Origin of the sequence: Paenibacillus sp. CH40 (assembly GCF_024213605.1) — a bacterium.
In the GTDB taxonomy this organism is placed as follows: Bacteria; Bacillota; Bacilli; order Paenibacillales; family Paenibacillaceae; genus Paenibacillus; species Paenibacillus polymyxa_B.
Window position 1 is genome coordinate 671,388 of the sequence record NZ_JANAVQ010000001.1, and the last position, 27,000, is coordinate 698,387.

21 protein-coding genes are annotated in these 27,000 nt (G+C 43.2%); 15 read left to right on the forward strand and 6 right to left on the reverse strand.

The features are described 5' to 3' along the window. Window positions 1-10 precede the first annotated feature (10 nt). Together fabD and aspS are read left to right on the forward strand one after the other, a co-directional pair. A complete protein-coding gene (gene fabD / locus NLX73_RS02790) occupies window positions 11-2,284 on the forward strand; it encodes an ACP S-malonyltransferase (protein WP_235309463.1) in 2,274 nt (757 codons plus the stop codon). 65 nt (window positions 2,285-2,349) lie between these two features. Then, window positions 2,350-4,119: an aspartate--tRNA ligase gene (gene aspS / locus NLX73_RS02795; protein WP_254325687.1), complete on the forward strand. Its 1,770-nt coding sequence runs from the start codon at window positions 2,350-2,352 to the stop codon at window positions 4,117-4,119. Window positions 4,120-4,303: 184 nt separating this feature from the next. Here the strand turns inward: aspS and NLX73_RS02800 are convergent, their stop codons facing one another. Together NLX73_RS02800 and NLX73_RS02805 are read right to left on the reverse strand one after the other, a co-directional pair. Next, complete coding sequence (locus NLX73_RS02800; protein ID WP_367997085.1) at window positions 4,304-6,007, reverse strand: serine hydrolase domain-containing protein; 1,704 nt, start codon at window positions 6,005-6,007, stop codon at window positions 4,304-4,306. Between the two features lie 12 nt (window positions 6,008-6,019). After that, window positions 6,020-6,247, reverse strand: coding sequence for a hypothetical protein (locus NLX73_RS02805; protein WP_254325310.1), 228 nt, complete (start codon window positions 6,245-6,247; stop codon window positions 6,020-6,022). 257 nt (window positions 6,248-6,504) lie between these two features. Here NLX73_RS02805 and NLX73_RS02810 point away from each other — a divergent pair, with 257 nt between their 5' ends. The 5 genes from NLX73_RS02810 (at window position 6,505) to NLX73_RS02830 (ending at window position 12,722) form a co-directional block, all read left to right on the forward strand. Beyond that, the gene (locus NLX73_RS02810) at window positions 6,505-8,565 is read left to right on the forward strand and encodes a glycosyl hydrolase 115 family protein (RefSeq protein ID WP_254325311.1); all 2,061 of its coding nucleotides are present in this window, start codon (window positions 6,505-6,507) and stop codon (window positions 8,563-8,565) included. 120 nt (window positions 8,566-8,685) lie between these two features. Then, window positions 8,686-9,351, forward strand: a complete 666-nt coding sequence (locus tag NLX73_RS02815; RefSeq protein ID WP_254325312.1) for an S-layer homology domain-containing protein — start codon at window positions 8,686-8,688, stop codon at window positions 9,349-9,351. A 256-nt stretch (window positions 9,352-9,607) separates the two neighbouring features. Beyond that, window positions 9,608-10,276: a uracil-DNA glycosylase gene (locus tag NLX73_RS02820; RefSeq protein WP_013310967.1), complete on the forward strand. Its 669-nt coding sequence runs from the start codon at window positions 9,608-9,610 to the stop codon at window positions 10,274-10,276. Window positions 10,277-10,292: 16 nt separating this feature from the next. After that, the gene (locus tag NLX73_RS02825) at window positions 10,293-10,715 is read left to right on the forward strand and encodes a hypothetical protein (protein WP_061828460.1); all 423 of its coding nucleotides are present in this window, start codon (window positions 10,293-10,295) and stop codon (window positions 10,713-10,715) included. A gap of 120 nt (window positions 10,716-10,835) precedes the next feature. Continuing rightward, on the forward strand, window positions 10,836-12,722 hold the full coding sequence (locus NLX73_RS02830) for an Ig-like domain-containing protein (protein WP_254325313.1): 1,887 nt from the start codon (window positions 10,836-10,838) through the stop codon (window positions 12,720-12,722). 69 nt (window positions 12,723-12,791) lie between these two features. Here the strand turns inward: NLX73_RS02830 and NLX73_RS02835 are convergent, their stop codons facing one another. Both NLX73_RS02835 and NLX73_RS02840 read right to left on the reverse strand, forming a co-directional pair. Continuing rightward, a complete protein-coding gene (locus tag NLX73_RS02835; protein WP_069289913.1) occupies window positions 12,792-13,094 on the reverse strand; it encodes a hypothetical protein in 303 nt (100 codons plus the stop codon). Between the two features lie 387 nt (window positions 13,095-13,481). Continuing rightward, window positions 13,482-13,676 (reverse strand): hypothetical protein, encoded by a 195-nt coding sequence (locus NLX73_RS02840; RefSeq protein WP_061828457.1) that lies wholly within the window; start codon window positions 13,674-13,676, stop codon window positions 13,482-13,484. A gap of 140 nt (window positions 13,677-13,816) precedes the next feature. Between NLX73_RS02840 and NLX73_RS02845 the strand changes: the two genes are divergently transcribed. Next, window positions 13,817-14,254, forward strand: coding sequence for a NucA/NucB deoxyribonuclease domain-containing protein (locus NLX73_RS02845; RefSeq protein WP_023989364.1), 438 nt, complete (start codon window positions 13,817-13,819; stop codon window positions 14,252-14,254). A 5-nt stretch (window positions 14,255-14,259) separates the two neighbouring features. On the opposite strand, the gene NLX73_RS02850 is transcribed toward NLX73_RS02845, so the two are convergent. Then, complete coding sequence (locus NLX73_RS02850; RefSeq protein WP_172828254.1) at window positions 14,260-14,412, reverse strand: hypothetical protein; 153 nt, start codon at window positions 14,410-14,412, stop codon at window positions 14,260-14,262. A gap of 114 nt (window positions 14,413-14,526) precedes the next feature. Between NLX73_RS02850 and NLX73_RS02855 the strand changes: the two genes are divergently transcribed. The 7 genes from NLX73_RS02855 (at window position 14,527) to NLX73_RS02885 (ending at window position 25,067) form a co-directional block, all read left to right on the forward strand. Further along, entirely contained in the window at window positions 14,527-16,347 is a 1,821-nt protein-coding gene (locus NLX73_RS02855) for a sensor histidine kinase (RefSeq protein WP_254325314.1), read from the forward strand. After that, complete coding sequence (locus NLX73_RS02860) at window positions 16,322-17,947, forward strand: response regulator transcription factor (RefSeq protein ID WP_254325315.1); 1,626 nt, start codon at window positions 16,322-16,324, stop codon at window positions 17,945-17,947. The genes NLX73_RS02855 and NLX73_RS02860 overlap by 26 nt, the downstream gene beginning before the upstream one ends. A gap of 121 nt (window positions 17,948-18,068) precedes the next feature. Beyond that, window positions 18,069-19,751, forward strand: coding sequence for a type 2 periplasmic-binding domain-containing protein (locus NLX73_RS02865; protein ID WP_069289909.1), 1,683 nt, complete (start codon window positions 18,069-18,071; stop codon window positions 19,749-19,751). 247 nt (window positions 19,752-19,998) lie between these two features. Continuing rightward, complete coding sequence (locus NLX73_RS02870; protein WP_029517681.1) at window positions 19,999-20,889, forward strand: ABC transporter permease; 891 nt, start codon at window positions 19,999-20,001, stop codon at window positions 20,887-20,889. Between the two features lie 27 nt (window positions 20,890-20,916). Next, window positions 20,917-21,795, forward strand: coding sequence for a carbohydrate ABC transporter permease (locus NLX73_RS02875; RefSeq protein ID WP_069010559.1), 879 nt, complete (start codon window positions 20,917-20,919; stop codon window positions 21,793-21,795). A 28-nt stretch (window positions 21,796-21,823) separates the two neighbouring features. Next, window positions 21,824-23,911 carry a beta-galactosidase gene (locus tag NLX73_RS02880; RefSeq protein WP_367997075.1) on the forward strand — a complete coding sequence of 696 codons (2,088 nt, stop codon included), beginning with the start codon at window positions 21,824-21,826 and terminating at the stop codon, window positions 23,909-23,911. A 103-nt stretch (window positions 23,912-24,014) separates the two neighbouring features. Further along, window positions 24,015-25,067, forward strand: a complete 1,053-nt coding sequence (locus NLX73_RS02885) for a glycoside hydrolase family 53 protein (protein ID WP_250261011.1) — start codon at window positions 24,015-24,017, stop codon at window positions 25,065-25,067. Window positions 25,068-25,162: 95 nt separating this feature from the next. On the opposite strand, the gene NLX73_RS02890 is transcribed toward NLX73_RS02885, so the two are convergent. After that, window positions 25,163-26,926, reverse strand: a complete 1,764-nt coding sequence (locus tag NLX73_RS02890) for a methyl-accepting chemotaxis protein (RefSeq protein ID WP_250261012.1) — start codon at window positions 26,924-26,926, stop codon at window positions 25,163-25,165. Window positions 26,927-27,000: the final 74 nt, after the last annotated feature.

Sequence of the window (27,000 nt, forward strand, 5' to 3'; positions counted from 1 at the left end):
GAGGACACAAATGATCGCATATCTGTTCCCTGGACAAGGGGCTCAAGCCAAAGGCATGGGAGTAGAACTATTTGACGAATTTCAGGAATTGGTTGCAAAAGCGGATGCTATTCTTGGTTATTCTATTAAAAAACTGTGTCTTGAAGATCCTGCCAATCAACTAGGACAAACGGATTTTACCCAACCGGCGCTATTTGTCGTAAACGCTTTGAGTTATCTTAATACATTAAAAGAGACTGGAAGAAAACCCGATTATGTTGCAGGACATAGCCTGGGTGAATACAATGCCTTATTTGCCGCAGAGGCATTTGACTTTGAAACGGGCTTGAAGCTGGTTAAAAAAAGAGGAGAGCTGATGGTCAAGGCTACCGGTGGTGGTATGGCAGCGGTCATAGGCTTGAAGGAGGAAGTATTTAGAGAAGTTATCGAGAAAAATAATTTAAGGGAGATTGATGTTGCCAATTTTAATTCGCCAAGTCAGATTGTCATCTCAGGACCGAAGGAAATGATTGAACGGGCGCAGCCAATTTTTGAGGATGCAGGAGCCACAAACTATGTGATTTTAAATGTAAGCGGAGCATTTCACTCCAGGTATTTGGAAGATGCCAGACAGAGATTTGAGGCCTATGCGTCACAGTTCGAATTCTCAAAATTAAAAATACCAGTCATTTCAAATATCTATGCCAGACCCTACAGGCAGCAAGATGTAAGAAGTACGCTGATCAACCAGATCGTAAGTCCGGTCAAATGGTCGGAAAGTATAAGATATCTAATGGGTAAAAATGTAACCCAATTCATCCAGGTTGGACCTGGAAAAGTCATAACAGGGTTGGTTAATGCAATACAACGAGAAGCAGAACCGCTGATTGTGAGGGAGGATGAAGAACGTAGCGAGCAGGTACAGGAAGTAAAGTCGAAGAATAGTATATCCGGCCAACGATTTACGGCAGAGTCTCTTGGTCATAGCGAATTCAAACAATATTATGGACTTAAATACGCGTATCTTATGGGTTCGATGTATAAGGGAATATCTTCAAAAGAGATGGTCGTAAAGGCAGGTAAGGCAGGAATGATGGGATTCTTTGGGGCAGGGGGAGTCAAGATTGGGGCCCTTGAAGAAGCTATAAAGTATATTCAGAAAGAATTGAACCAAGGCGAAGCCTATGGAATGAATCTTATTCATGTTCCCGATCACCTGGAAATAGAAAATAACATCGTTGATTTATACATAAAATACGGTGTTAGAACTATTGAAGCCTCTGCGTTTATGAGTATAACGCCTTCTTTGGTAAGGTACAGATTGAAAGGTTTAAAACGAGATGAAAAGGGGATCGTAACACCGCAGAACAGGATTATAGCGAAAGTATCAAGACCCGAGGTTGTGGAGGCATTCTTGAGTCCTGCGCCTCAGAATATCGTAAATAAACTGCTAGAGGAAAATAGGATAAGCCGGGATGAGGCCCGGATGGCGATGGAAATTCCTATGGTAGACGATCTGTGCGTCGAGGCTGATTCAGGCGGGCATACGGATCATGCGGTTGCATATGTACTGGTTCCGTTAATGCTTAAAATGAGGGATGAAGCGTTACTTAAGTATAAATACAATAAAAGTATAAGGGTAGGGGCAGCCGGGGGGATAGGGACTCCACAAGCAGCTGCGGCAGCGTTTATACTGGGTGCGGATTTTATCATGACAGGATCAATCAACCAATGTACGGTTGAAGCAGGGACAAGTGATGATGTAAAAGATTTGCTCCAGCAGTTAAATATACAGGATACAGACTACGCTCCCGCAGGGGATATGTTTGAAATAGGAGCGAAAATTCAGGTTATGAAAAAAGGAGTTTTTTTCCCGGCCAGGGCGAATAAATTATATGATCTTTACCGTAATTATAACTCCATAGATGAAATTGATAGCGGAACCAAAAAATATATTGAAGAAAAGTATTTTAAGAAGAGTATTGAACAAGTATATGAAGATATTAAAGCTTATTACCCGGCTGAGATCATTGAAAAAGCTGAAAGGATTCCTAAACGTAAGATGGCGTTGATATTTAGATGGTACTTTACTTATTCTACACGACTTGCAATGAATGGAGACAAACACAGTAAGGTTGATTATCAAGTACACTGCGGACCAGCCCTTGGCGCTTTTAACCAATGGGTCAAGGGAACAGTCTTTGAGAATTGGAAGAACAGGCATGTTGATGAAATAGGACAAAAAATAATGGTTGAAACTGCGGAATACCTGAATGAAAGGTATAAAGCTTTAACGATAATGTGAGTATAAGTATGGAGAAAAATAGAAATTACTAAGATAATAGGGGATAAAAGAAAGTGAGGTTTTTCATGCATAGTTATAGGACTCATAACTGTGGAGAACTGGATCAAAAACATGTCGGCGAAGTAGTGAGAATCGCAGGATGGATAAAAAATATGCGTGACCATGGCGGGGTTATTTTTATTGACCTTAGGGACCATTATGGAGTAACGCAGGTTGTTGTTTCTGATAATAACGAATTGAAAGATTTTGTATCAAAGATCAGCAGGGAGTCAACCATTTCTGTTACAGGTACTGTATGTAACAGATCTGAAAATACGATTAGTCCCACTATGAAAACCGGGCATATTGAGTTAGCTGCCAATGAGATAAAAGTTTTAGGGAAGGTAGTGAATCCATTACCTTTTGAAGTAACTTTAGCAAATGAAGCTCGGGAGGATTTAAGATTAAAGTATCGTTTCTTGGATCTGCGGAATGAAAAACTACACAATAATATTATACTTCGTTCTAAAGTAATTCAAAGTATCAGAAGAAAGATGATCGATTTGAATTTTTTAGAGATTCAGACACCTATCCTGACAAGTTCATCTCCAGAAGGCGCCAGAGACTATTTAGTTCCTAGTAGAGTGCATCCAGGTCAATTTTATGCCTTGCCTCAAGCACCTCAACAATTTAAACAATTATTAATGGTTTCGGGCTTTGATAAATATTTTCAAATTGCTCCGTGCTTTAGAGATGAGGATGCAAGAGCAGACAGATCACCAGGCGAGTTTTATCAGCTGGATTTGGAAATGGCTTTCGCAACACAGGAAGATGTCTTTAATATAGTTGAAAATATGCTATATGAAGTTTTCTCCGAATTTACAAATTTTAAAATCTTAAAGCCTTTTAGCAGGATTCCATATCAAGAAGCCATGCTCAAATACGGGAGCGATAAACCTGATTTAAGGAATCCATTAATTATCCATGATGTTACAGAGCTGTTTACAGAGACTGATTTTAAAGTATTTGAAAATAAAACGATAAGAGTTATTGCTGTTCCTGGTTGTGGAGCACAGCCAAGAAGCTTTTATGACGATATAGTAAACTTTGCTGTTGAAGCTGGAGCGAAAGGCCTCTCATGGATTAAGTTCAATGATGATATGTCTCTTAGTGGCTCTATTGCAAAATTCATCTCTGAAGAGGTAAAAAACCAATTAATACATGTTACGCAAGCTAGTTCAGGATATGCACTGTTTTTTGCTGCTGACCAACTTAAAAATGTAGAAAAAATAGCCGGTGCTGTCAGAAATCAATTAGGAAAAAGACTGGATTTGCTGGAAAAGGATATATATAAATTTTGCTGGATAGTTGATTTTCCTATGTTTGAATTGGATCCTGATACTCATAAAATTGGATTTAGCCATAATCCTTTTTCGATGCCACAAGGTGGTATGGATGCGCTACTGAATATGAATCCTCTTGATATCCTTGCGTACCAATATGATATTGTATGTAATGGGATTGAACTGTCCTCGGGTGCTGTCCGGAATCATGATACGGAGATTATGGTAAAAGCCTTTGAGATTGCAGGTTATACATATGGAGACATCAAGAGTAAATTTCCTGCACTCTTTAATGCTTTTCAATTTGGGCCGCCGCCTCATGCAGGTATAGCACCTGGAATTGATAGGATTGTTATGATCATTGCAAATGAATCGAATATCCGCGAGGTTATTGCTTTTCCAATGAATAGCAAAGCGCAGGATCTATTAATGGGAGCACCTTCGGAGGTTACTGAAAAACAATTGAGAGATGTTCATATAAAACTAGTAAATACTCAGCCAGAAATAGAATAAACAGATTCAACAACATACTGAAAGCAAAGGCTGAATCCGACACGTATTTAAATCTCATTGAGTGTGTTAAAAACTCTCCCTGCTAGATGCAGAGGAGAGTTTTTTTATTTAGTTCAGATTGGGGTTGTTCACTATGCAATCTTCATCGGTACACTGGAAGGTATGGCAGGCTTATCGAGTGGAGCTATACCAAAAAGTAGAAATTATAGGAATACAGGAAAATCGAAATAGCTAGAAACGAAAGAATCAGCGTCGCGGTGTATGCCTTTCTTAACAATGTAGTTTGGGTAACACTGCATCTTCTTACAGCAAGATAGGCGGCCGATACAAAGGCAAGCCCCAGTACCCAGAAAAAGATAATATTCAAATTGAAATTGGACATAGGCTGATAGGGGTCGTCTATCAATTGGATGCTTGAAGCAATGAGATTGACGATCACAAGCAGACCCAGCAAGGGTATTACGGTTACACTGTCAGGCAAGGGAAGCCGCGAAGTACTCTTCTGCTTTCTTGCGTCCTTGAGCTTCCGCAGCCATCCAATAATACCGAAAATAGACCCAAGCGCAAACCAAATACCACATCCCCCAACCAGAATATAACTGAAAATGGATGTTTGCAGGAAGGATATCGGCAATTGGTCATCGATCACTCCATATGACAACTGCGTCACTTTACCATCGGCATTGGTTAAGAAAAAAAGACGGCTGATATTTAGGCCCGCATGATCATAAGGAGTGCTCCCGGGAGTCACACGTTCAAAAAAATAGGGTTTGGTTTCTACATAATCAACATTAATATTCATGGATGGAATACTCAGAGTGATTCCGCCATTGCCGTTGGCTGTGACCACTTCTTCCGCATTGGATAATACGGGTATAAGCTTCAATATACCAGATGATACTGCGCGAGCAGAACGGTATTTTCCCGCCACATCCCCGCTATGCTTCAACGTGCTGTCCGCTTGCGGAGTAGCGTCGGAACCCCCGACAAACAGGTCAATGAGTTCGCTTCTCGCCCCGGACATTTCATTTTCCACATTAGTCAGAATACTGATCCCAAAGTTTTGATCCGGCACGATAGAGACCAGAGAGGAGAATGAATCTGTATTTCCACCGTGCTCGATAACACGATAATCTCCCGCGAACCGTTCCCAAAAGCCATGGGCATTCCCCGGAAGCTCGGGATAGTGGGTATACGAAGCCTCATGCATTTCTCGCAAGGTTTCATTCTTGTTGAACAGCGAATATTTTAAGGAATGGTCCATGTTCAGATGAGCAAGCATAAAATGAGCCATGTCCTCCGAAGTAATGTTTAACGCACCAGCCGGCACATCATTAAAGAAAACATTCGGTTTTGCCACCCAGTTTCCATCCTTCTTGGAGTAGCCTGTTGCTTTATGTTCGATAACCTCTGGGATAAGATCATACCGTTGTGTAAAGTAAGAATGTTTCATGTCCAGAGGCTCAAATATATGTTTCTGAATATAGGTTTCAAAAGGCATTCCGGATACACGTTCTATAATATAACCGGCCAGGTTGGTCCCATAGTTGGAATAAGCAATCACTGTTCCGGGCTCATAAATCTGTTGAGGCTGATTTCCGGGTGCGATATGCTCCTTGAGAGGCCTAAGATCAGCAGCATCATGAACCAGAAGTTTTTCCAGGCGCTCCTCAAAACCTGCCGTGTGGCTTATCAGTGATTTCAGGGTAATAGGCTTATCAAAAGAAGGCTTGAGAAAGCCGTCAGGCAAGTATGTGCGGATGTCCGTATTCAAATCCAGCTTTCCTTGCTCAACCAGTTGCATTACTGCCGTCCAGGTGAACAATTTCGATACGGAACCGGCCTCCATATAGGTTGTTTCCGTACTCATGGGTGTTTGTTTCTCGATGTTTGCGTATCCCTAACCTTTTGAAAAAACAATTTTTCCGTCCTTTACTATGGAAACCGCAGCACCAGGAATCGCTGTTCCTATATATTTTTTCATAATTTGATCTGTTCTGTTTTCGATTTCGGAAATCGGAATTCCAGAGGGAGTGGTTGGAACGGACCCAGAAGCATATGCCTGGACCGGGATAAATGCCATCAATGCCAACAGGAACAAAGAGGCAAATCGTTTTTTCAATTTCATATCAAGTCTCCTTTTTGCTGCGCTTGAATCTTTAAGAGCAGTCTGTTTTTTGGAACATTTTTAGTGTAGCAGTCAAGTCTTTCTTATTTCTCTCCTGTTCCTTACTTTTTTCTTTCTCAAATGAAGCTTCAACTCTCAAATGATTTACCGAAAAAAAGATATATTTACGTTGGTACAGCTTTATATGTATGTTGACAACCTATAAAATAAAGACAAGAAGAATCCTCATAGTTGAAAAAAATAGGAGATGACAATAAATGAAAGCCTGTGAACCTCTGACTATTTCATCTGAAAGCGGATACAATCTTCAAATCGATGAAAGTGTGCCCATTGCCCACGCTTGGAACATGATTGCGCGAGATCATAAGCAAGTGTTTGGCCGCGAGCCATTGCAAACAGAAGTAGAGCCCTCGATCATTATCCGTTATGCGCAGGAAGGAGATAGCTGTCCGCATTGGCCAGAGGGCTATTGTCTGCGTTTTGTTGCTGGTAGCAAGGGAACGGTACTCCATATTATTGGCCGTGATGAATTAGGAATTATTTATGGACTGCTTCATTACAGCCGTTTCGCTCTGGGTGTGGAGCCGTTCTGGTTCTGGGCGGAGATTCTACCGCCTAAGCGGGATACCATAGTAATGCCGAGTCAGAATGTTGACAGTATACCGTCCAAGATCCGGTATCGGGGGTGGTTTGTCAATGATGAGGTATGCTTGATTGGCTGGAAGGATGATTATCCACCGACGGAGCAGGTGTGGCAGCCCGTTTTTGAAGCGTTACTGCGCTGTGGTGGAAATATGGTGATTCCCGGAACCGATTTACCACGCACAGGTATCCATCATAAGCTTGCAGCAGACATGGGTTTATGGATCACACATCATCATGCTGAACCGTTGGGGGCGGAGATGTTTTTGCGCGCCTTTCCGGGTAAACAAGCTAGCTACAGAGAGCATCCCGAGTTGTTTGAACAGCTGTGGCAGGAAGCGATTGAACGGCAAAAGGAAGAGAAGATTGTATGGGTATTATCTTTTCGCGGACAGGGTGACAAGCCTTTTTGGGAAGATGATCCTTCCTTTAATACGCCGGACAAACGTGGACATTTAATCTCGTATGTGGTTCGCAAGCAGTACAATATGATCTGTGAATTTGTGGAGCATCCTGTGTGCTGTATGGCGATGTATGGTGAGATTGCCGAGTTATACAAGCAGGGGCATATTGAAGTACCCGAAGGGGTGATCAAAATATGGGCGGACAATGGTTACGGTAAAATGGTATCTCGGCGCCATGGGAATCTTAATTATCGTGTACCAGCATTGCCTGAGGCGCAGGATGGGGGCAAGAATGGAGTATATTACCATGTGACCTTCCACGACTTGCAAGCGTCAAACCATCTTACCCAATTTCCCTCCTCAGCCAGCTTGATTGTAGAGGAATTAACAGCAGCGTTTACTTCAGGGGCGGACGAGTACCTGCTGGTCAATTCAGGTAATATTTTGCCACATGTATATACGCTGGATTTAGTAGCAAATTTATGGACGAAGGGTGAAGTGGATGCTGAAGAACAGCTTACTGATTTTATCGGGCGGCTGTACAGTAGTCAGCTTCAAGAGATTTCCCAATTATACCGGGATTATTCCCGCTGCACTATCGTTTATGGCCCGCACAAGGATGATCGAGCAGGGGAGGAATTCTATCACCATCCAGCTCGGCAAATTATGGGGTATTGGCTACAAGGCAAGGAAAGCTGTGATGAACGGCTGTACTGGGCTACTGGAGAAAGGCCTTTTCCTGACCAGGTTCGCTGGTTCAAGGAAAAAGCTGAGTCGGTAATCCCGGACTGGGTTGAACTGCGAGAGCGGTGTCTACGAATCATGAAGCAGTTGTCAGAAGATGAATGTCGAAGGCTGTATAATCAACTGCTTGTGCAGATTGAACTGCATCTAAGTGGCTCACGTGGACTGGCAAGCTTATGTAGCGCTTATGGGCTGTTCCTTGAAAAAGATTATCCACGAGCATTTATACAAGCTTCTCATGCCGTTTGGAGCTACCGAATGGGTAAAGAAGCTTTATCGCTCGCAGGAACTGGAAGATGGGAGCATTTCTATCGGGCAGATTGGTTAACCAATCTAGATAACACTATTTCTCATGCGGACACTGTGCGGAGATTTCTTCGTCTTCAGGGAGACAGTCCGGATATGTTCCTGTGGTCCAAACAATATTTAATGCCAGAAACAGAGAAATATATCTACCTAGAGAATACGCATCGCAAGCCCCTTCCCGATGATGAGTTGGCACGCAGTCTGGAGAAGGTATTATATTAAAAAGGAAGGCATGTAGCATAAGAAGCAACAGCGTCTGCCTGCAACCTTTCCAGCTTATACTACGTCAATGAAGTTGTTAATGGCCAAGCGGCCTAATTCAACTACAAGGTGGAACTTAACATGAGTATGAGAAAAAGTGCATTCGCAGCCATTACAACCGTAGCCATTTTGTCCTTCTCCTTTGGAAGTCAATTGTCTGCGGCAGACAGTCAATTCAAGGATTTGAACAACGTAAGCGGCAAAGAAAAAATCATATCCCTTAAAGATCAGGGTCTACTCAAAGGTGTCTCTGACACGCAGTTTCTCCCGTCATCTAAAGTGACCGCTGCCCAAGGCATTCAGTTGATCTCCGGCGGACTCCAGCTCAGTTTGGCCGCGATTGATTTTAATAAAGCGCCACAGGCCAGTGGACTGTTCACCCATGTTAGGGATACCGCATGGTACGCTGAAGCTTTTATCAACGCTCATTATAATGGTGTGGTTATTCCAAAGGATATTGATCCTGCCAAAGCTCTGACTAAGGAACAGTTCACCCACATGCTGATTCAGGGCATGGAAAAAGCAGGCGCTCTTCCGATGATTAAAATCGCACCTGCGAATATTGCGGATGACAGCGAACTGGAGCCTTCTTACCAAGGTAGCATTCAACGCTCGCTAGTCTACAAGGTCAATACTTTGGATGCAAATGAAAAGTTTCATCCAAAAAAAGAGATTACACGTGCCGAAGCTGCTGTTATGTTATATAATGCATTGGAATACCTGAATGCTCATACAAAATCGTCATAAATACAGCAATAAAGAGCTTTTCTTCTGAGGGAATTAAGCTTTCAGTTACTTGACATCATTATCGTTAATGTTATAATAAGGAAATCGAATTTAGACCTGCGGTAGCTGATTACCGTAAGGATATTTTCCTGGTCCTTCGGCATATAACACAGGTAACGAATAAATAAGCTGGCTCCGGATGAGGAGTTCAGCTTATTTTTTTGGATCAAAAAGCTTACCGTTTTCACAGATCTACATATTGAGAGGAGACAGGGGCATGTTTGGGAATGACTGGGATGATGTACTACGAGAAGAGGTCGAAAAGCCATACTTTAATGAATTAAGGTATACGTTAGCCCGAGAGTACAAGTTACATAAGGTATATCCTCCAAAAGAAGACTTGTTTTCCGCACTTAAATTAACGCCATTTCATCTGACCAAAGCGGTTATATTGGGACAGGATCCATATCATGGAGAGGGACAAGCTCACGGTTTGAGCTTTTCTGTTAGACCTGGTGTGCGAACACCGCCATCTCTACTAAATATATATAAGGAGCTTCGCGATGATATCGGTACTCCCATTCCGAATCAGGGATACCTCGTTCCTTGGGCTGAGCAAGGTGTGCTGCTGCTAAACAACGTGTTAACCGTGCGTGAAGGACAACCGCAATCTCACCAGGGAATAGGTTGGGAACGTTTCACGGATGCGGTCATTGAAGCGATTAATGAGCGCGAGCAGCCAGCAGTGTTTATTTTGTGGGGGAGCCATGCTCAGAAAAAAGCAAGCTTCGTGAATACCAGCAAGCATTTGGTGCTGAAATCCGTTCATCCGAGTCCATTGGCGGCTCACAGAGGCTTTTTTGGCAGCAAGCCTTTTTCGCGTACCAATGCATTTTTACAGGAGCATGGAATGGAGCCGATTCGGTGGGAGATTCCTAACCGCTAGCACTGGAGGTGAGGACATGCGTCAATGGAAGGGACGTCAGGTCATTTTATATCACGGCAACAACGATCATACCCAGAAGGTGCGCGGCACGCTTGAAAAATGGGATGATATACGAAAGTGCGTTATTTTAGGCCCGAAAATGCTGGCTATTCCTTTTGAAAATATTACGTATATTACCATGCTTCCTCCGGGGCGTGAGCGTAGAAGCCGCCATCCGGCGAAGCTCAACGCTATCGGTTATGTAATGAGTGTTCCGTTACAGTTTGATAATGCCATTCATTTTCAGTCGGCGGTGACGATTTGGAGAGAAGATCAGCTGATTGCTTATAATGTAAAGTTAGTTAGTCACTCGGCACACAATGTAATCCTTGAAGATGGACAAACCTTATCTAAAGAAGAGCATTTGTTTGTGGTAAGGTCACTGCGTGGAGAACTTTAACTGTAATTATTCACCTTTTTTTGATGAAGGGTTCAATTTAGTAAGCTGCTAACCGATAAAAGTAATGGGATTGTTAATTATATCCTATTTTATAGAGATGAAACTAAGGGAGAGAAACGAATGGAGCGTATGAAACGTATGAGCAAACGGAGTACCTTCTTACTTGCTTTGCTGATGTTTGTATTTGCAGCATGTCCAGCGGATTTGATCCGGGCTGAGGAGAGCACGACCTCCACGGTACAGTGGGACAGTCAAAATCCGACTACATTGAATCTGGGTGGAAGCCCCGCTCAATTAAAAGTGTGGTCATTGACTGAAAAGGGCAAAGAAGATGTTACCCAAAAGGCAGAATGGATCTCTGGGGATTCAAGCATTTTAAAGGTTGATAAGGGGCTCATTACTCCTGTGTCAAAAGGGCAGATTAAGATTGTTGCCACATATGAGCAGCAAACGGTAAGTACAACGATTACAGTAAAATCGCCTTACAGCAAGCTGCAATTAAATCCGTCTAGTCCCATTAATTTGACGATTGGCGGAGAATCAAAGCAATTGACTGCTCAAGGTGTACTTACTGGAGGTGGGACGGAAAATGTATCCGGTGTCGAATGGACTTCTTCGAATGCGGCTGTTGCTACCGTTGAAGATGGTCTGGTTCGTCCACTTGCCAAAGGCGTGACTTACATTAAAGCAAGCAAAGATGAACTTAAAGCACAAACGATTGTGTATGTGCGTTCTTCTTCTCAGGCGTTAGTATTGAGTGCAACTGGGGCCAAATCGGTCTTTCTGGGTAGCTCCCCAATTCAGGTTAGTGCAACCGATGTCAACCTGACTGGCGGCAAAACAGATGTAACAAACACGGCAGAATGGACTTCCTCCAATCCGCTGGTTGCCACAGTCGAGCAAGGTAAAATCACACCAATGGATGCAGGTAATTCGACGATTACAGCGTCCTATCACGGTTTGAGCAAGACTCTGAAGATTAATGTACTTCCAACGGTTGAAAAACTGGTTTCGAGCAAAGCCAGTCTGACCCTCGAAACAGGAGGCAAAACTTCTCTCCCGAGTATATCTGCTTATTTGGTCAATGGAGCAAAAAAAGCAGTTCAATCCGATGTAAAATGGAGTTTAAGCAGTGAAAGTGCAGTTAAAATAGCAAATGGTAAGCTAGTTGCAGTGAACCCAGGCAGTGCAACATTGACAGCAACGGTAGGTGCACTCAAACTAGATATTCCAGTGACTGTGCAATACAAAGTACTTAAACTAACCGCTTCAGAGAAAAAATACGTATTGGTTGCAGGCCAAGAAGCAAGTATTCCGACAGTAAAAGCACACATGGCTGGTGGCGGAATCCTTGATGTTACCAATCAGGTAAACTGGGTAGGTACAACAGCCGCAGTTACAGTAGCAAATGGTAAAGTAAAAGCGGTGAATGGCGGTAACTCTGGAATCAAGGCTATGTATATGAACAAATATGTGAAAGTACCTGTCATTGTGGAAGGAGCCATTTCTACATTGACACCAAGCTTTTCGAGTGCTGATATGAATTTGAAAGGAAGTAAGTCCATCAAAGTCATCGGCATATATACGGATGGTAAAAAAGCTACGCTGAGCAGTAAAGTGAAATGGACAACATCGAATGCTTCCGTAGCGATCGTAAAAGGCTCTTCCATTAAAGCCGTTGGAATTGGAAACGCAACGATTACGGGCACATATCAGGATAAGTCGTTTAACGTTGAGATCAAGGTCACACCTAAGCTGCTCAAACTGGTATTGAGCAATAAAAACCTGAAGCTGCCTAAAGGCTCCTCTCAAGTACTTAGTGTGAATGCAGTTTATGATTCAGGTGCAACTACTAATGTGACAAGCTCAGCGGTATGGACATCTTCCAAACCGTCGATCGTACAGGTTACTGGCGGTCAGGTGAAGGCGATTGATACCGGAAGTTCCAGTATCAAAGTAGTTTATGGTGGTAAGACTGTAGCGACATCGGCCAGAGTGTTAAAATAGTCTACGCATATTGCCACATCCACTTATACAAAATAACCCCCGGTCCAAAGACCGGGGGTTATTTTCAGCTTATTCTACGCCGTCCTGATAATGATTTTTCCAGTGCTTATCGCCTTTGTGTGCGAAGTCTTCAACTGTCTTTTCCAAAGTAGCTACCAGTTGGGCTTTAATCTCAGAAATTGTGTCTCGGAACAGTCTTTCTTCTGTACCATTGATTTTTTCACCATATAGAGCCTGAGCGGCTACAAATTGACGATGTTGCTCCACAAAACTGTCAATCGAATGCAATGCATGCTCCACGTATTGGGAAATGCTATGATGCTCGTTAGGCAGTTGCAATTTTAATTCATGAACTTTGTTTAATAATGCCATGATGATCACCTCGTGCGTTTTGTTATGTCAATAATTATACATCATTTTCGGAAAACTTTCATTAAATTTTGATTAAAATGTGACTTTTATTATGTCATGATTGCATTTTCGCTGGTGATCAGGCATAATTTCCGGAATTATTTCGTTCTTTCCTTTGTGTCGTGATTTTAAAATTTAATATATATGATACGAAGATGATATAAGAGCAAGCTGCGACAGCTGTCTTTCTGACATGTTATAATGGGGAAAAAGCCCAGTCGGAAAGGTTGTCAGTAAGGTATGAAGCTTTTTAAAGGTTTATTTTGGGGGATTCTGATTAGTCTTCTCCTGTGGTGTGCTTTGTTCGGGCTTGTCCACTGGATGTCTCATTAAGCCGCCCCCTGTATCTTATACAATAACTCTTGCGACCGTATCCACGTCATTAACGGAAATCGTATATACGTGTTCGTCATCGTAGAGCTTGAATTGCTGAGTTTCTTGGTCAGATAGGAGCTTAGGCCAGCCAATTAAGGTACTTCCATTCAGTAACCGGACTACAACGGCTTGCATTTGGCTCACGGCCAGTTTGATCTCATCGTTCATTCGTACAACCTCCTCTCTATACTATTTGTCGTCGAATATTCAACCTTTTTTTATAGTCAGTAAGGGGTTACAAAAAATAAAATCCGGGGATTACCTTAGTTGAAGGTATCTACTGGAATAGCTTGAAGGGAAGAGGGAAATTGAAGAAAAAATTGCTAAGTTTTATAGCTTTAGTGCTGCTAGCTTTGGGCGCGTACTGGTTTGAAGGAGGCAATCTTCTTACGAAAATGACAGGAGAGAACCCGCCTTCATCGGCTCAGGTTACGCTGCAATTCCCGTCAGGTCGTTACCCTGAAACGGCGCAGCATATTAAGGAAGCCATTCAGGCGGGAAAATCACCGGTATGCACAATTGACCGTGAAGGAGCCGAGCAAAATCGCAAGCATTCGCTTGCAGGTGTTCCCACTCGTAAAGGATACGATCGTGACGAATGGCCGATGGCTATGTGCTCAGAAGGTGGCAAAGGTGCAAATATCAAATACATAGCCCCTAAGGATAATCGTGGGGCAGGATCATGGGTCAGTCACCAATTGGATGAGTATGAGGATGGAACTCGTGTGAAATTTGTTGTGAAATAGTGCTATTACTTTTTATTACCTTGGGCTGTTTCCTGTCTGGCCTTAATCAACGCCAGAAAATCAAAAAAATCACCTAGTGTATTGAAGCCGGCACCTAAAATGGCCAAGTCTTCAGCGGATAGTTGGTCAAACCATTCCATTTGCTTAGCATCAAACATATTATCACCGCCAACCATTGATAATGTATAGTATGTACTGACGGCAACGAAGGTCAGGGCTCTGGCATACCATTTAAGTATGCCTGTTTTTTGTGCAGAGGATGTGTAGAACTCATGTTTAAATTTAATTTTTATACTAAAATCGTCTCCATCGTTATCGTATTGCTTATACCTGTGCTGATCCTGTATGTCTATTCTAATCAGACAACGACAGGTGTATTACGTGAGGAGCTGAATCAATCTAATTATAATCAGCTGACTTTTTTTCAAAACCAGGTGAATACGAATATTGAAATGATTTCCTCCTGGCCGCATCTGCTGATTCATGATCCCGATGTAGCCAGTTTTCAAGCGATTTTTTTGAAGGACAAGGTTCTCAATCTGGATGGAATTAACCTTGTCAAACGGATTCAAACCAAGCTTGGGCTTCAGGAAAGCTCTTCTAATTGGAGAACCGGGCTGAGTATCTATTCTCCTTCGCTTGGACGGGTTGTATCGGAGAATGGAGCAGGTTTATATGACCAGAAAAAACTAAATCAGCTGATAAAAGACGGCTGGCAGGTATCCAAAAAAAGATCATACGGGAAAGACCAATTTATATTTTCATTGTATACATTATCCCCGTTTTCTTCGCTTGGTAATCCAGAAACCGCTAACACGATTATTAAAGTTGAATTTGACAGCAGTAATATTGAGGATATGCTTGACCGCTTCAAAGGTGATGGCCGAAAGGAGCCTTTTTATTATAAAAAAGGCGTAGGAGCGATCTATAATCGTACTGCCAATGAAGAGCTGTCTGGACAGCTGATTTCAAAATTAGAAAAAATGGGGCTCCATGAAGTTGACAATCTGACTGTGAAAATTGGAGAAGAAAGCTACCTGGTTCATGCCGTTCTTTCGCAAACGACGGGGTGGTATTTGATTGATTACATGCCTTTGTCCGATATGATGTCTCCGATTTACTCATCGAATCGACTGTTTTATATAACTGTTGTTGGCTCGCTGCTGGTAGGCTTGATTGGCGCTTACTTGCTTCATTCACAGGTACAAGTGCCGATTCTTCAGCTTGTACGGGCATTTCGGAGACTAAAGGTTGGAGACTATGCTGTTCGATTAAGTCTAAGGGGGAGTCACGAGTTTGCTTTCCTGTCTAGTCAATTTAATCTGATGGTCGAACAGATTCAGGAGCTGTTTGAGAAGGTGTATGTTGAGCAGCTACATGTCAAGGAAGCGCGACTAAAGCAGCTACAGTCACAAATCAATCCGCATTTTTTTTATAATTGTTTTTCGTTTATTACAAGTATGGCGAAGCTGCGCAATCATGAGGCGGTCGTGGCCATGGCTCATAATTTATCCAGGTATTATCGATATACAACCAGACAGGAGCGGGATTTGGTTCCATTGTCAGAGGAAGTCGAATTTGTTCAATATTATTTGAACATACAGCAGATGCGTATGCCAAGGCTAACGTTCTTAATTCATGTTTCTTCACAGGCTAGCAGTCTGCTGATTCCGCCGCTTGTAGTGCAGCCACTGGTGGAAAATGCGGTGCTGCATGGGATAGAGCCTCAAGCGGAAGATGGTGTAATTCATATTTTAACCGAGCGTGTTGGCTCGTATATGTACCTGATTGTGGATGATAACGGACTCGGTTTGAGTAGAGAGGCTATAACTGCCCTAACATCAACGCTTGACAAGCCTGTGGAAGAGGATCGTGGATACGGTTTGTGGAATGTGCATCAACGTATGCGATTACATTTTGGAGAAGATGCAGGACTGGAATTCTCTTTGTCTCCATTGGGAGGATTGCGTGCAGTTTTAAAATGGTCGCTCTCAACAGAAGGAGAGCATGCGAATGGTTTAATTGGGCCTTCGCCAGATTCGAATATAGTTAAAACGGAGGGAACAGATGGTTCAGATATTACTAGTAGATGATGAGAGTTATGTAACAGAAAGTCTGGCAGCTACCATTCCGTGGGAGACGCTAGGCATCGAGAGGATTCATCAAGCGGCTTCCGCATTAGCAGCGGTGGATGTGCTAGAAGCGTACGATATTGATATTCTGGTTACGGATATTCGTATGCCTGGCATGACGGGACTGGAGTTGATTGTTGAGGTAAACGAACGATGGCCACATATCCGAAGTTTGTTACTGACAGGCTATGCCGATTTTGAATATGCTAAAAAAGCGCTTCAGCTTAAGGCTTTTGATTACATTTTAAAGCCGGTGGATGATGAAGAGTTTATCAAATGTGTGTCAGCCGCCATGGATTCGCTAAAGGAAGAATGGGAAGCATTTGACAAGGTTCATCAATTACAATATAGCCGCAGAAACGATTTTGGTGTACTGCGGACCCATTTGATGCATGATTTGCTACTCGGGCGTGATTTACCAGTACCCAAAATAGAGAGCAAAATGTCCGAGTACGAAATCAAGCTACGCACGGGACATCCTGCCAGTATGCTGCTTATTCAGCTAGGAAAGCATTTTTCTGATATGGACTATCATTCAGTCTCCTTAATTGAGTATGCGATTGGAAATATTGCCGAAGAAGTGTTCGCACCTGATTTTCACGTTTGGCATTGCAAAGCGCCGCATGACTGCTTAATTGTATTAATAGAAGGAAATTGGAATTCATTCCCTGAACGGAGCGCGGATGAGCAGAATCGTTTTTTGAGTGCGGCGATTGAGACCTTTCGAAAAAATGTGAGCAATTACTTGAAAGGGGAAATTTACGTTGCATTGACCGGATGGTTTAAGTTTCCAGAGGAGCTACCTAAGCTATATCAGACAGCGATTAGATCCTTATACTGGAACCATCAGGAGGAGACGGATACACTGCTATTCATAGAAGAACAGACAGAACAGCCACACAGCTCAGTTAAGTCACTGGAGGGGCTTTATATGCACCCAACGCTTACTCATCTGCTTGAATCCAGGCAATGGGACGAGGCCGAAGCGAAAGTGAGCCGTGTATTTGGAAAAATGGAAGAGGTGGGATATACACGCGAGCATTTATATGAGCTGTTTATTTCGGTGACGAGCGCCTTTATGTATACAGCGCACAAACAAGGACGTTTCATTACGCAGATGGATCAAGTAGGCTTCGATCCGTTACATGCGCAGAAAATGGTTCATTCGTTCCCCCACCTCAAAGAGTGGATATTTTCCATGATGAACAAACTTAAATCTGAATGGTCCGCAAGCGAGCAAAGCGCTAAAAGCTATGTGGTCAAGCAGGTTCAGGAGCTCATCTCCCAGGATAGAGGCCAGGAGCTGTCTGTTAAGACGATTGCTGATCAGGTTTATCTTCATCCAGTCTATCTGTCTAAAATTTATAAAGCTGAAACCGGAGAAGGTCTGGGTGACTATATTATCCGAATGAGAATGGAGCGGGCTCTTTATTTGCTCAAGTATTCCAACAAAAAAATATACGAAATTACGACGGAACTAGGCTACCAGAATCCCCAATATTTCAGTAAGATGTTCAAAAAGCATTACGGAATGACTCCGCATGAATTTCGGGACCAGTAAGGACGAAACCGGCAAAGATCAGTTGGGAAAGGTGCAGAAATATTTATTTTGTGACATAGGCTGTGAAGAAAAGCCCTCTTATAATAAAAGAGTAGAAAATGATTTTTAGAGGGGGAACAATATGCGAGTTCATTCGAAGAAAAAGCTGTTGTCGTTGCTCGCCGCAACTATGGTATTAGGAGTGGGCCTTGTGGGCTGCTCAGGTACGGGGAATGATGGAAATGCGGACAGCACAGCTAAAACTGAAAACGTATACAAAGAAAAATACAATCCAGAAGTCACAATTTCCACGGTATGGGGTGTAGATCCCGCCTTAAAATTTAAAAATGGTGAATCTATCGAAAATAACATTGCGACCAAATGGGCTAAAGAGAAATTTGGTATTAATATCAAATCACTCTGGTCCGTCACGGATACGAATGGCGCATTTGCTACGAAACTGCGTTTGGCTATGTCCTCCGGTCAGGAGATGCCGGACGTCGTTGTACTGGGGACGGAGAATGAACAACTGGCACAAGACATGATCGATTCTGGTATGTTTGCAGAGGTGGGTCCGTTGTTTGACAAGTACGCTTCGGATTCCTGGAAGCAGGCGATGAATCAGGATACAAACGTATGGAATCAGTATAGCCGAGATGGTAAGAAAATGGGTATTCCTGTGCTTGATTTCGCCTATAACCATGATTATGTATTGTGGGTACGACAAGATTGGTTGGATAAGCTGGGTATGAAGGCTCCTGAGACGATGGATGATCTGGAAAAAGTGATGGATGCCTTTAAAAATAAAAATCCGGACGGACTGGCTCCGAACAAAGTGATTCCGCTCAGCATCGGTTTCAAAACATCCATGAACACTTGGATGGGTGACCCATCCTGGATTTTCGGGGCATATGGCACTCTACCTCAGCAGTGGAACAAAGGCACAAATGGCAGTTTGGAATATGGCTCCGTGCAGCCTGGCATGAAGCCGGGTTTGCAAAAGCTGAGCGAGTGGCTCAAAAAGGGATATATTCCTCAGGAAGCAGCATTGTGGGATGAAAATAAAACGGCAGAACCTACAGTCGCAGGAACAGCCGGTATGATTCCTGGACCATATTGGATGAGCGGCTGGCCGCTTCAGGATACAGTCAAAAATGCGCCGGGTGCCGTGTGGAAGCCGATCAAGATTCCAGCGGGTCCTGACAACAAAGCCATGCGTCACGGAACGCAATATACCAATGGTGTTGTATTAATCAACAAACAAATGCAGCATCCTGAAGCTTTTTTCACTTATCAAAATTATTTGTTTGACCATTATGCTAATGCCAAACCGGACGGCGATTTGTCGAATGGGCTGTTTAAGGGCTACGATTATGATTTAGATGCGGGCGGAAAGCTAATGTCTATCGATAAAATACCAGGCGGTTATGTAAACTCTATTCGTTATTTGCTGGTTCGTGATGGTGCGCGTATACCTGATGCCCAAATGAAGGCTTTGTTAAGTTTGGCTAACGGCGCAGAACCGAAGACCCGTCTGGAGAAAGATGTAATGGTGAACTACGGGAAAGATACTCCCGCAGCTGCCAAAGTGCTTATGGAACAGAAGGATATCTCCATGAAAGATCAGTTCACGGGCCCTACTACGCCAACTATGAAGGCTAAAAAGGACTATCTGGATAAGATTGAAAGTCAGACCTTCAATGAAATTATTTATGGCAAGCAGCCGATCTCTGCTTTTGATACCTTTGTGCAGACGTGGAAAACAGCTGGTGGCGAACAAATTACAAATGAAGTAAACGAATGGTATAAAAGCGTCGAAAAGTAAAAGCCAATGATGTTGTAACAGAGTAGGAAGGCTGTCCCGAGGTGGGCAGCCTTTTTACTACAGCTTCACCCGTATCGAGTGAAAATGAATGCGCTATCATGTTGTATTTGAAAAAAAGTTTTATTCGTTTGGCGAGCTTAAAAAAATGATTGCTTTTGTGCCATGTATGTTGGTTTTTTGAACTGTTGGGACAGAGAAAACGCTTTTATAATTGAAGTATACCAAGAGAGTTACAGGAGGAACTGCAATGAGAAGTCTGCAACGTACGTGGCCATTTCATATCATGCTGCTGCCAGCCATCATTTTCTTAATTGTATTCAGCTACATTCCGATGGGCGGCATCGTGATGGCCTTTCAAAATTACAAACCTTGGCTAGGCATAACGGGTTCCGAGTGGGTTGGACTGGATAACTTCCGTTTTTTGTTTCAACGGGAGGACAGTCTTCAAGTCGTCTGGAATACGCTAATTATTGCTGTGTTAAAGATGTTTTTCAATCTGGTGGTTCCGTTTGTTTTTGCTATACTGCTGAATGAAATTCGCAAGGTTGGACTTCAGCGATCCATTCAAACACTGGTTTATCTGCCACACTTTCTGTCGTGGGTCATCTTGGGCGGAATTCTGATTGACCTGTTGGCTACAGATGGATTTATGAACCGTATTCTCGGTAGTTTCGGGATTCAGCCTATCTTTTTTCTAGGAGATAATAACTGGTTTCGGTTTACTGTCATTGTATCGGATATATGGAAGGAGTTCGGCTACAACACCATCGTATTTCTTGCTGCACTGGCGGGTATTAATCCTTCGTTGTATGAGGCTTCTGAAATGGATGGAGCAAGCCGCTGGAGACAGACGTTACACATCACTGTACCTTCGTTAATTCCGATGGTAGTCGTTGTTGGAACGCTTGCACTTGGCAATGTTCTGAACGCCGGTTTTGACCAGATTTTCAACCTTTATAATCCGCTGGTTTACCAAAAAGGCGATATTATTGATACATTCGTCTACCGGACAGCGTTAATCAATGGGGAAATGGGCTTTGCTACTGCTATCGGCTTGTTCAAATCCGTTATTAGTATGATTCTCATTCTGATATCTTATCGACTTGCTTACAAATGGGCAGGTTACCGCATATTTTGATTCCACGAGGCTGAAAGAGGGAGAGTCATGTATCATAAAACAACGCCATACCGCATCTTTAATGTGTTTAATATTTGCTTGCTTGTGATTTTGTCCATCATGTGTATCGTTCCGCTGATTCATGTGTTAGCGGTATCATTTAGTGCTAAATCAGCTGCAGATGCCAATCTGGTTGGACTGTGGCCGGTACAATTTTCATTAGAAGCCTATAAGAAGACGATGAATAACCCGATTTTTCTGCACTCCATCTGGATTTCTGTCTGTCGGACTGTATTGGGAACCGGCTTAACACTGCTTATTACCTTTTTAGCTGCTTATCCACTTTCAAAGGAAACATCTGTGTTCCGTAGCCGAAACGTATATTCATGGTTGTTCGTATTCAGCATGATTTTTAACGGTGGTCTGGTTCCATTCTATATGGTTATTCAAAAGATCCACCTCATGGACAGCTTCTGGGTACTTGTTTTGCCAGGAGCGGTCAACACATTTCTGGTCATCCTAATGTTGAACTTTTTTAGAGGAATTCCCAAAGAGATGGAAGAGGCCGCATTGATCGACGGAGCAGGACATTTTCGGACATTGTTTAGTATCTTTTTACCGATATCCATGCCTTCCATTGCTACGATTGCGCTGTTTAGTATGGTATTTCATTGGAACTCCTGGTTTGACGGTCTGCTCTATTTGAGCAATGCAAAGGATTATCCGCTGGCGACGTTCCTGCAAACTGTAATTATTCAGAAGGACATGAGTTCCATGAGCATGAGTCCCAAAGAGATGGAATTACTTTCTCAAACGACGGTTAATGCAGCGCAAATTTTCATTGGTGCAGCGCCTATTCTAATTGTATATCCATTTTTACAAAAGTATTTTGTTAAAGGTATGACGCTAGGTTCCGTCAAAGAGTAATAGAATTCATAGAAGGAGATGATTTGTAGTGACGAATCAAAACATAATCAAGTACCCTCCCATTAGTGAGCGAGTTCCACGTATGCTGCATGGAGCAGACTATAACCCGGAGCAATGGCAGCATTACCCTGAGGTGTTAGCGGAGGATATCCGTCTAATGAAACTAGCCAAATGTAACGTGATGTCTGTCGGTATTTTCTCATGGGTTTCATTGGAGCCTGAGGAAGGCGTATTTACGTTTGAATGGCTGGATCGTATTCTGGATTCGTTTGCTGAGAACGGAATTTATGCATTTTTGGCCACTCCTAGTGGAGCAAGACCAGCCTGGATGTCACAAAAATATCCTGAGGTGCTGCGTGTGGAGGCTAACCGTGTCCGTAATCTGCATGGGTTTCGCCATAATCACTGTGCTACGTCGCCTGTTTACCGGGAAAAAGTACGTATCATGAATACGAAGCTAGCCGAGCGTTATGCTAACCATCCTGCTGTTATTGGCTGGCATATTTCCAATGAATTTGGTGGAGATTGCCACTGTGATTATTGTCAGGAGGCATTTCGCGCTTGGGTCCAGGATAAATACGGTACGCTGGACAAGCTTAATCACGCATGGTGGACGACCTTTTGGAGTCATACGATTACGGATTGGAGCCAAGTTGAGTCCCCGGCACCTCACGGTGAAACACAGGTCCATGCTATGAATTTGGACTGGAGACGGTTTGTGACCGATCAGACCGCAGATTTTATCAAGCATGAGATTGTGCCGCTCAAGGCTGCCAATCCAGCCATTCCGGTCACAACCAATTTGATGGAGTTTTTTGAAGGATTGAACTACTGGAAGTTTGCTGATCTGCTCGATGTTATATCCTGGGATAGTTACCCGACGTGGCATGACCGTGAGGGAGATGATAGCCGTCAAGCTGCGAAAGTGGCTATGATGCACGATATTATTCGTTCAATCAAGGGAGGCAAGCCTTGGATGCTCATGGAGAGTACGCCGAGTTTGACAAACTGGCAAGACGTCAGCAAGCTGAAGCGGCCGGGAATGCATCTGCTATCGTCTTTACAGGCTGTAGCACACGGGTCAGACACCGTTCAATATTTTCAGTGGCGGAAAAGTCGGGGTTCGAGTGAAAAGCTGCACGGTGCGGTCGTCGATCATGTCGGACATGAGCACACTCGGGTATTCGGGGATGTGACCCATGTCGGTAATGCGCTGGAAAAATTGGAGGAGGTTATCGGTACATCTGTACCCGCAGAGGCCGCAGTCATTTTTGACTGGGAGAACCGTTGGGGGATCAACGATTCACAGGGGCCGCGGAACAAAGGTGTGAAATATGAGGAGACAGCTGAAGCGCATTATTTGGCACTGTGGGAGCAGGGAGTGCCTGTAGATGTCATTCATATGGATGCAGATTTCTCCAAATACAAGCTTTTGGTAGCTCCAATGCTGTATATGGTCCGCAGTGGTGTGGGGGAGCGTATACAGAAGTTTGTTGAAAACGGTGGTATTTTCGTAGCAACCTATTGGTCTGGTATCGTAGATGAACATGATTTGTGCTTCCTTGGAGGCTTTCCGGGCCCGCTTCGTAAGACGCTGGGGATCTGGTCGGAAGAGATTGACGGATTGCATGATCATGATCGTAATCACATTAAGCCGGTTGAAGGCAATGAGCTGGATCTGCAAGGGGAGTATGAAGCTGTAGAATTGTGTGATCTCATTCATACGGAGGGTGCAGAGGTACTGGCTGTGTACGGCTCAGACTTTTATGCAGGACGTCCGGCTTTGACAGTGAACCGTTTGGGACAGGGAAAGGCTTATTACATCGCATCACGCAACATCGGACTATTCCACAGTCATTTTTACAGAAGTTTAATTGATGATGCAGGAATCAGTAAAGCGCTCAATGTGAAGTTGCCTCATGGAGTGAATACGGCGATTCGTACCGATGGGGTTCATGATTATATTTTTATACTGAATTTCACGCATGAGCCGCAAAAGATTACGTTGGATGGACGAACTTATGCGGATATGCTTGAAAATCATGCGATAGAAGACGGTAGCGTTCAATTGGATGCCTACGCTGTTAAGGTTTTAAAGACAGAGCGCAATAAATAGAACATGATATTAAAGTGTGATCTCTATCGTTTTCCCGAGTGAGGGAGCTGGTAGATTGGTCAGAGGCAATGAGGAGTATACAATTTGAATGGAGGATGTACTTATGAAAACAGGTAACCGCATTATGGTATTTGCGATGTTGATCTTGTTATCCAGCTTATTGTATCCGTTGGGCTCTGTGGGGTTAGGTGCGGCTTCGGCCGCCCCTGCTTTCGCCAAAGGAGCAGATATAAGCTGGGTAGCAGGAATGGAAGCGCAAGGTATGACTTGGAAGGATAAAAAGGGTGTTCGTCGGGATATACTGCAAATTTTGCGGGATGACTATCAGATCAACTCGGTACGTATCCGTGTGTGGGTAAACCCTGACATGAAAGATTATGCAAGCGGATACATGAATGCCGAAAAGGCAGCAGAACTGGCACAGCGAGCTAAAAAATTGGGCATGAGCGTTATGCTGACTCTACATTATAGTGATTCCTGGGCAGATCCAGGGCAACAGAACAAACCTTATGCGTGGCGCAATTTCACATTTACACAACTTATGGATGCAGTCTGGTCTCATACGGTCTATGTTATGAACACGATGAAAAGCAAGGGGGTAACACCGGACTGGGTGCAGATCGGTAATGAGACGAACAATGGAATGCTCTGGGAAGACGGCAAAGCTTCGGTGAACATGAAGAACTATGCCTGGCTCGTCAATACAGGTAATAATGCTGTAAAATCGGTTAGCAGCAGTACTAAAACGATCGTACATTTAGCCAACGGGGATAACGGTTCCGTGTTGAACTGGAATATCGGTGGGTTGATTGATAATGGAGCTCAGTTTGATCTCATCGGGCTGTCTCTGTATCCGTCTCCTTCTGACTGGCAGGGTAAGGTGGACCAGACGATTACCAATGCCAATAACCTCATTGCCAAATACGGCAAAGGCATTGTCATCAGTGAAATCGGAATGGAATATAACGAACCTGCAGCTTCCAAGGCATTTATTTCTGCAATCAAAACAAAGGTTCGGAACATTGGAGGCGGCAAGGGTACAGGGGTATTTTATTGGGAGCCGGCTGCAACTCCAGGTTACAATCAAGGTTATAACAAAGGTGCTTGGCAGGCTGACGGTAAACCAACCTCAGCTTTGGAAGGGTTTATAAATTAAGAAGTATGTAAGAGTATATCAAAGAACCTCTAGTTCGCTTCTATGCAAACTAGAGGTTCTTTATTGTTATCTTGAGTTACTTGGAAGTTATAAAATTAGGCTTCCCGGTTCACCTTGAAGAACGAAATGAGCTCTTCCAGCTCCCCGGACATCAATGTAAGCTTGTCAGAAGCTTGGACAATAGAAGCCATAGACTCAGCCTGTTCTCCAATGGTATGCTCGATTTGTTTGCTGCTGTCGACTGTTTTGCTAACTGTCGAAGACAGCTCGTCAGAGGTAGCTGACATTTCCTGCGTGCTGGCTGAAATCTGCTCCGTTGCGCTGGATACCTCTTGAATTTGTGACGACACTTTATTAGACGCATCTAAAATTTCAGAGAACATTTCGCCTGTTTGCTTCGTAACTTCTAGCCCAATGTGAACTTCTTTTGTACCAAGGCTGATGCCTTTTACAGTCTGCTCAATTTCTTTTTGGATTTCTTCAATAAGCTCTGCAATTTGTTTGGCAGACTCTTGAGACTGTTCAGCCAAATTACGCACCTCTCCCGCTACTACTGCAAAACCTTTGCCCTCTTCACCGACTCTGGCAGCTTCAATAGAAGCGTTCAGTGCAAGCAGATTCGTTTGACTGGCAATGCCTGTAATGATGCTGACGATATTGCTGATTTCGTTAGAACGGTTCTGCAGAGCATTAACGGAATCAGCTGTACTTTCCATTGTAGTGGAGATGGAGTCCATTTGAGCGGAAAGCTTTTGGGCTACCTGATTGCCTTCAACGGAGCGTTTTTCCATAGAATAAGCTTGATCGGCTACGGAAGAGGAGCTTTCGGCAATCGTTTGGATAACTGTCGACATTTCATTCATAGCTCTGGAGCTTTCAAGTGCTGCGTGATCCTGAGCTTCAAGCCCCTGGGTTATTTCCTGAATATTGCTGTTAATGACGTTCGTATTCGTACTGTTTTTCTCGCTAATGCTTAACAATTCCTGGGCAGATCCCGTAACTTCTTGCGTCGTATCCTGTACTTTCACCATGGTATCGTTAAGGCGTTTGATCATAGAATTAAATTTTTGATTGATAATGCCAAGGTCGTCCTCGCCTGTCTTGATTTTTACATTCAGATTCCCCTCGCTGACTTCCTCAATGCCCTTCATCAAGCTACGAATCGGGGAGAGGGTCCGTTTTACCAGTAAATATTGGACCGTTAAGAAGATCGCAAGGAACAGAATGAGCAATGAAACACCATATACAAGCAATTTATGAAGTCCGTTAGGTACAGAGCTCGCGTCTACGTCAAAGTATATCGCACTTGTGATTTTACCGCTTTCATCTGTAATTGGGTAAACAATGGTCGTCCATGTGCCAAAATCGTCAGTATAAAAGCTGCTAAACGCTGAGTCTTTAGATTGAAGCATTTTATTTACACCTTGTACATTTTCGTCTGGAAGAGTGTACATATCCCCAATATTCATCTTCGAGTCTTGGAAAGCTTGGACTAAATTTGTGGGAACGCCAATAATGGAGGTTTGATTTCCTTCTTTTAGCTCTGTGCCGAATATGTAAGCTTGGGCAACGTTAGGATAAAGTGTGTGAATAGAATCGAGAAATTTGCGTAAATCTTGTTGAACAGAGCCGTTATAATCTTTTTCATTCAATGCTTGTTGTACTTTTGTTTTGTCAACATCTTCTGCCCATTTTTTAGTCAATACTTTAACTTGGTCTTGCAGCTGCGTGGTGAGAATGTTCTTTTGAAGTATATAGCTGGATGTGATGAGAATAGCACCTATTAATACGATGTTAAGAAAAGAGATTAATAGATTTTTACCAAAAAAGGACATAGTTCTCCACTTCAAGTTTTTCACGTTTTCTTCTCCTTTGAATTAGCAATTTAGTTTCATATACAACCTACCCCATATATATTTCGACAATTTGCTTT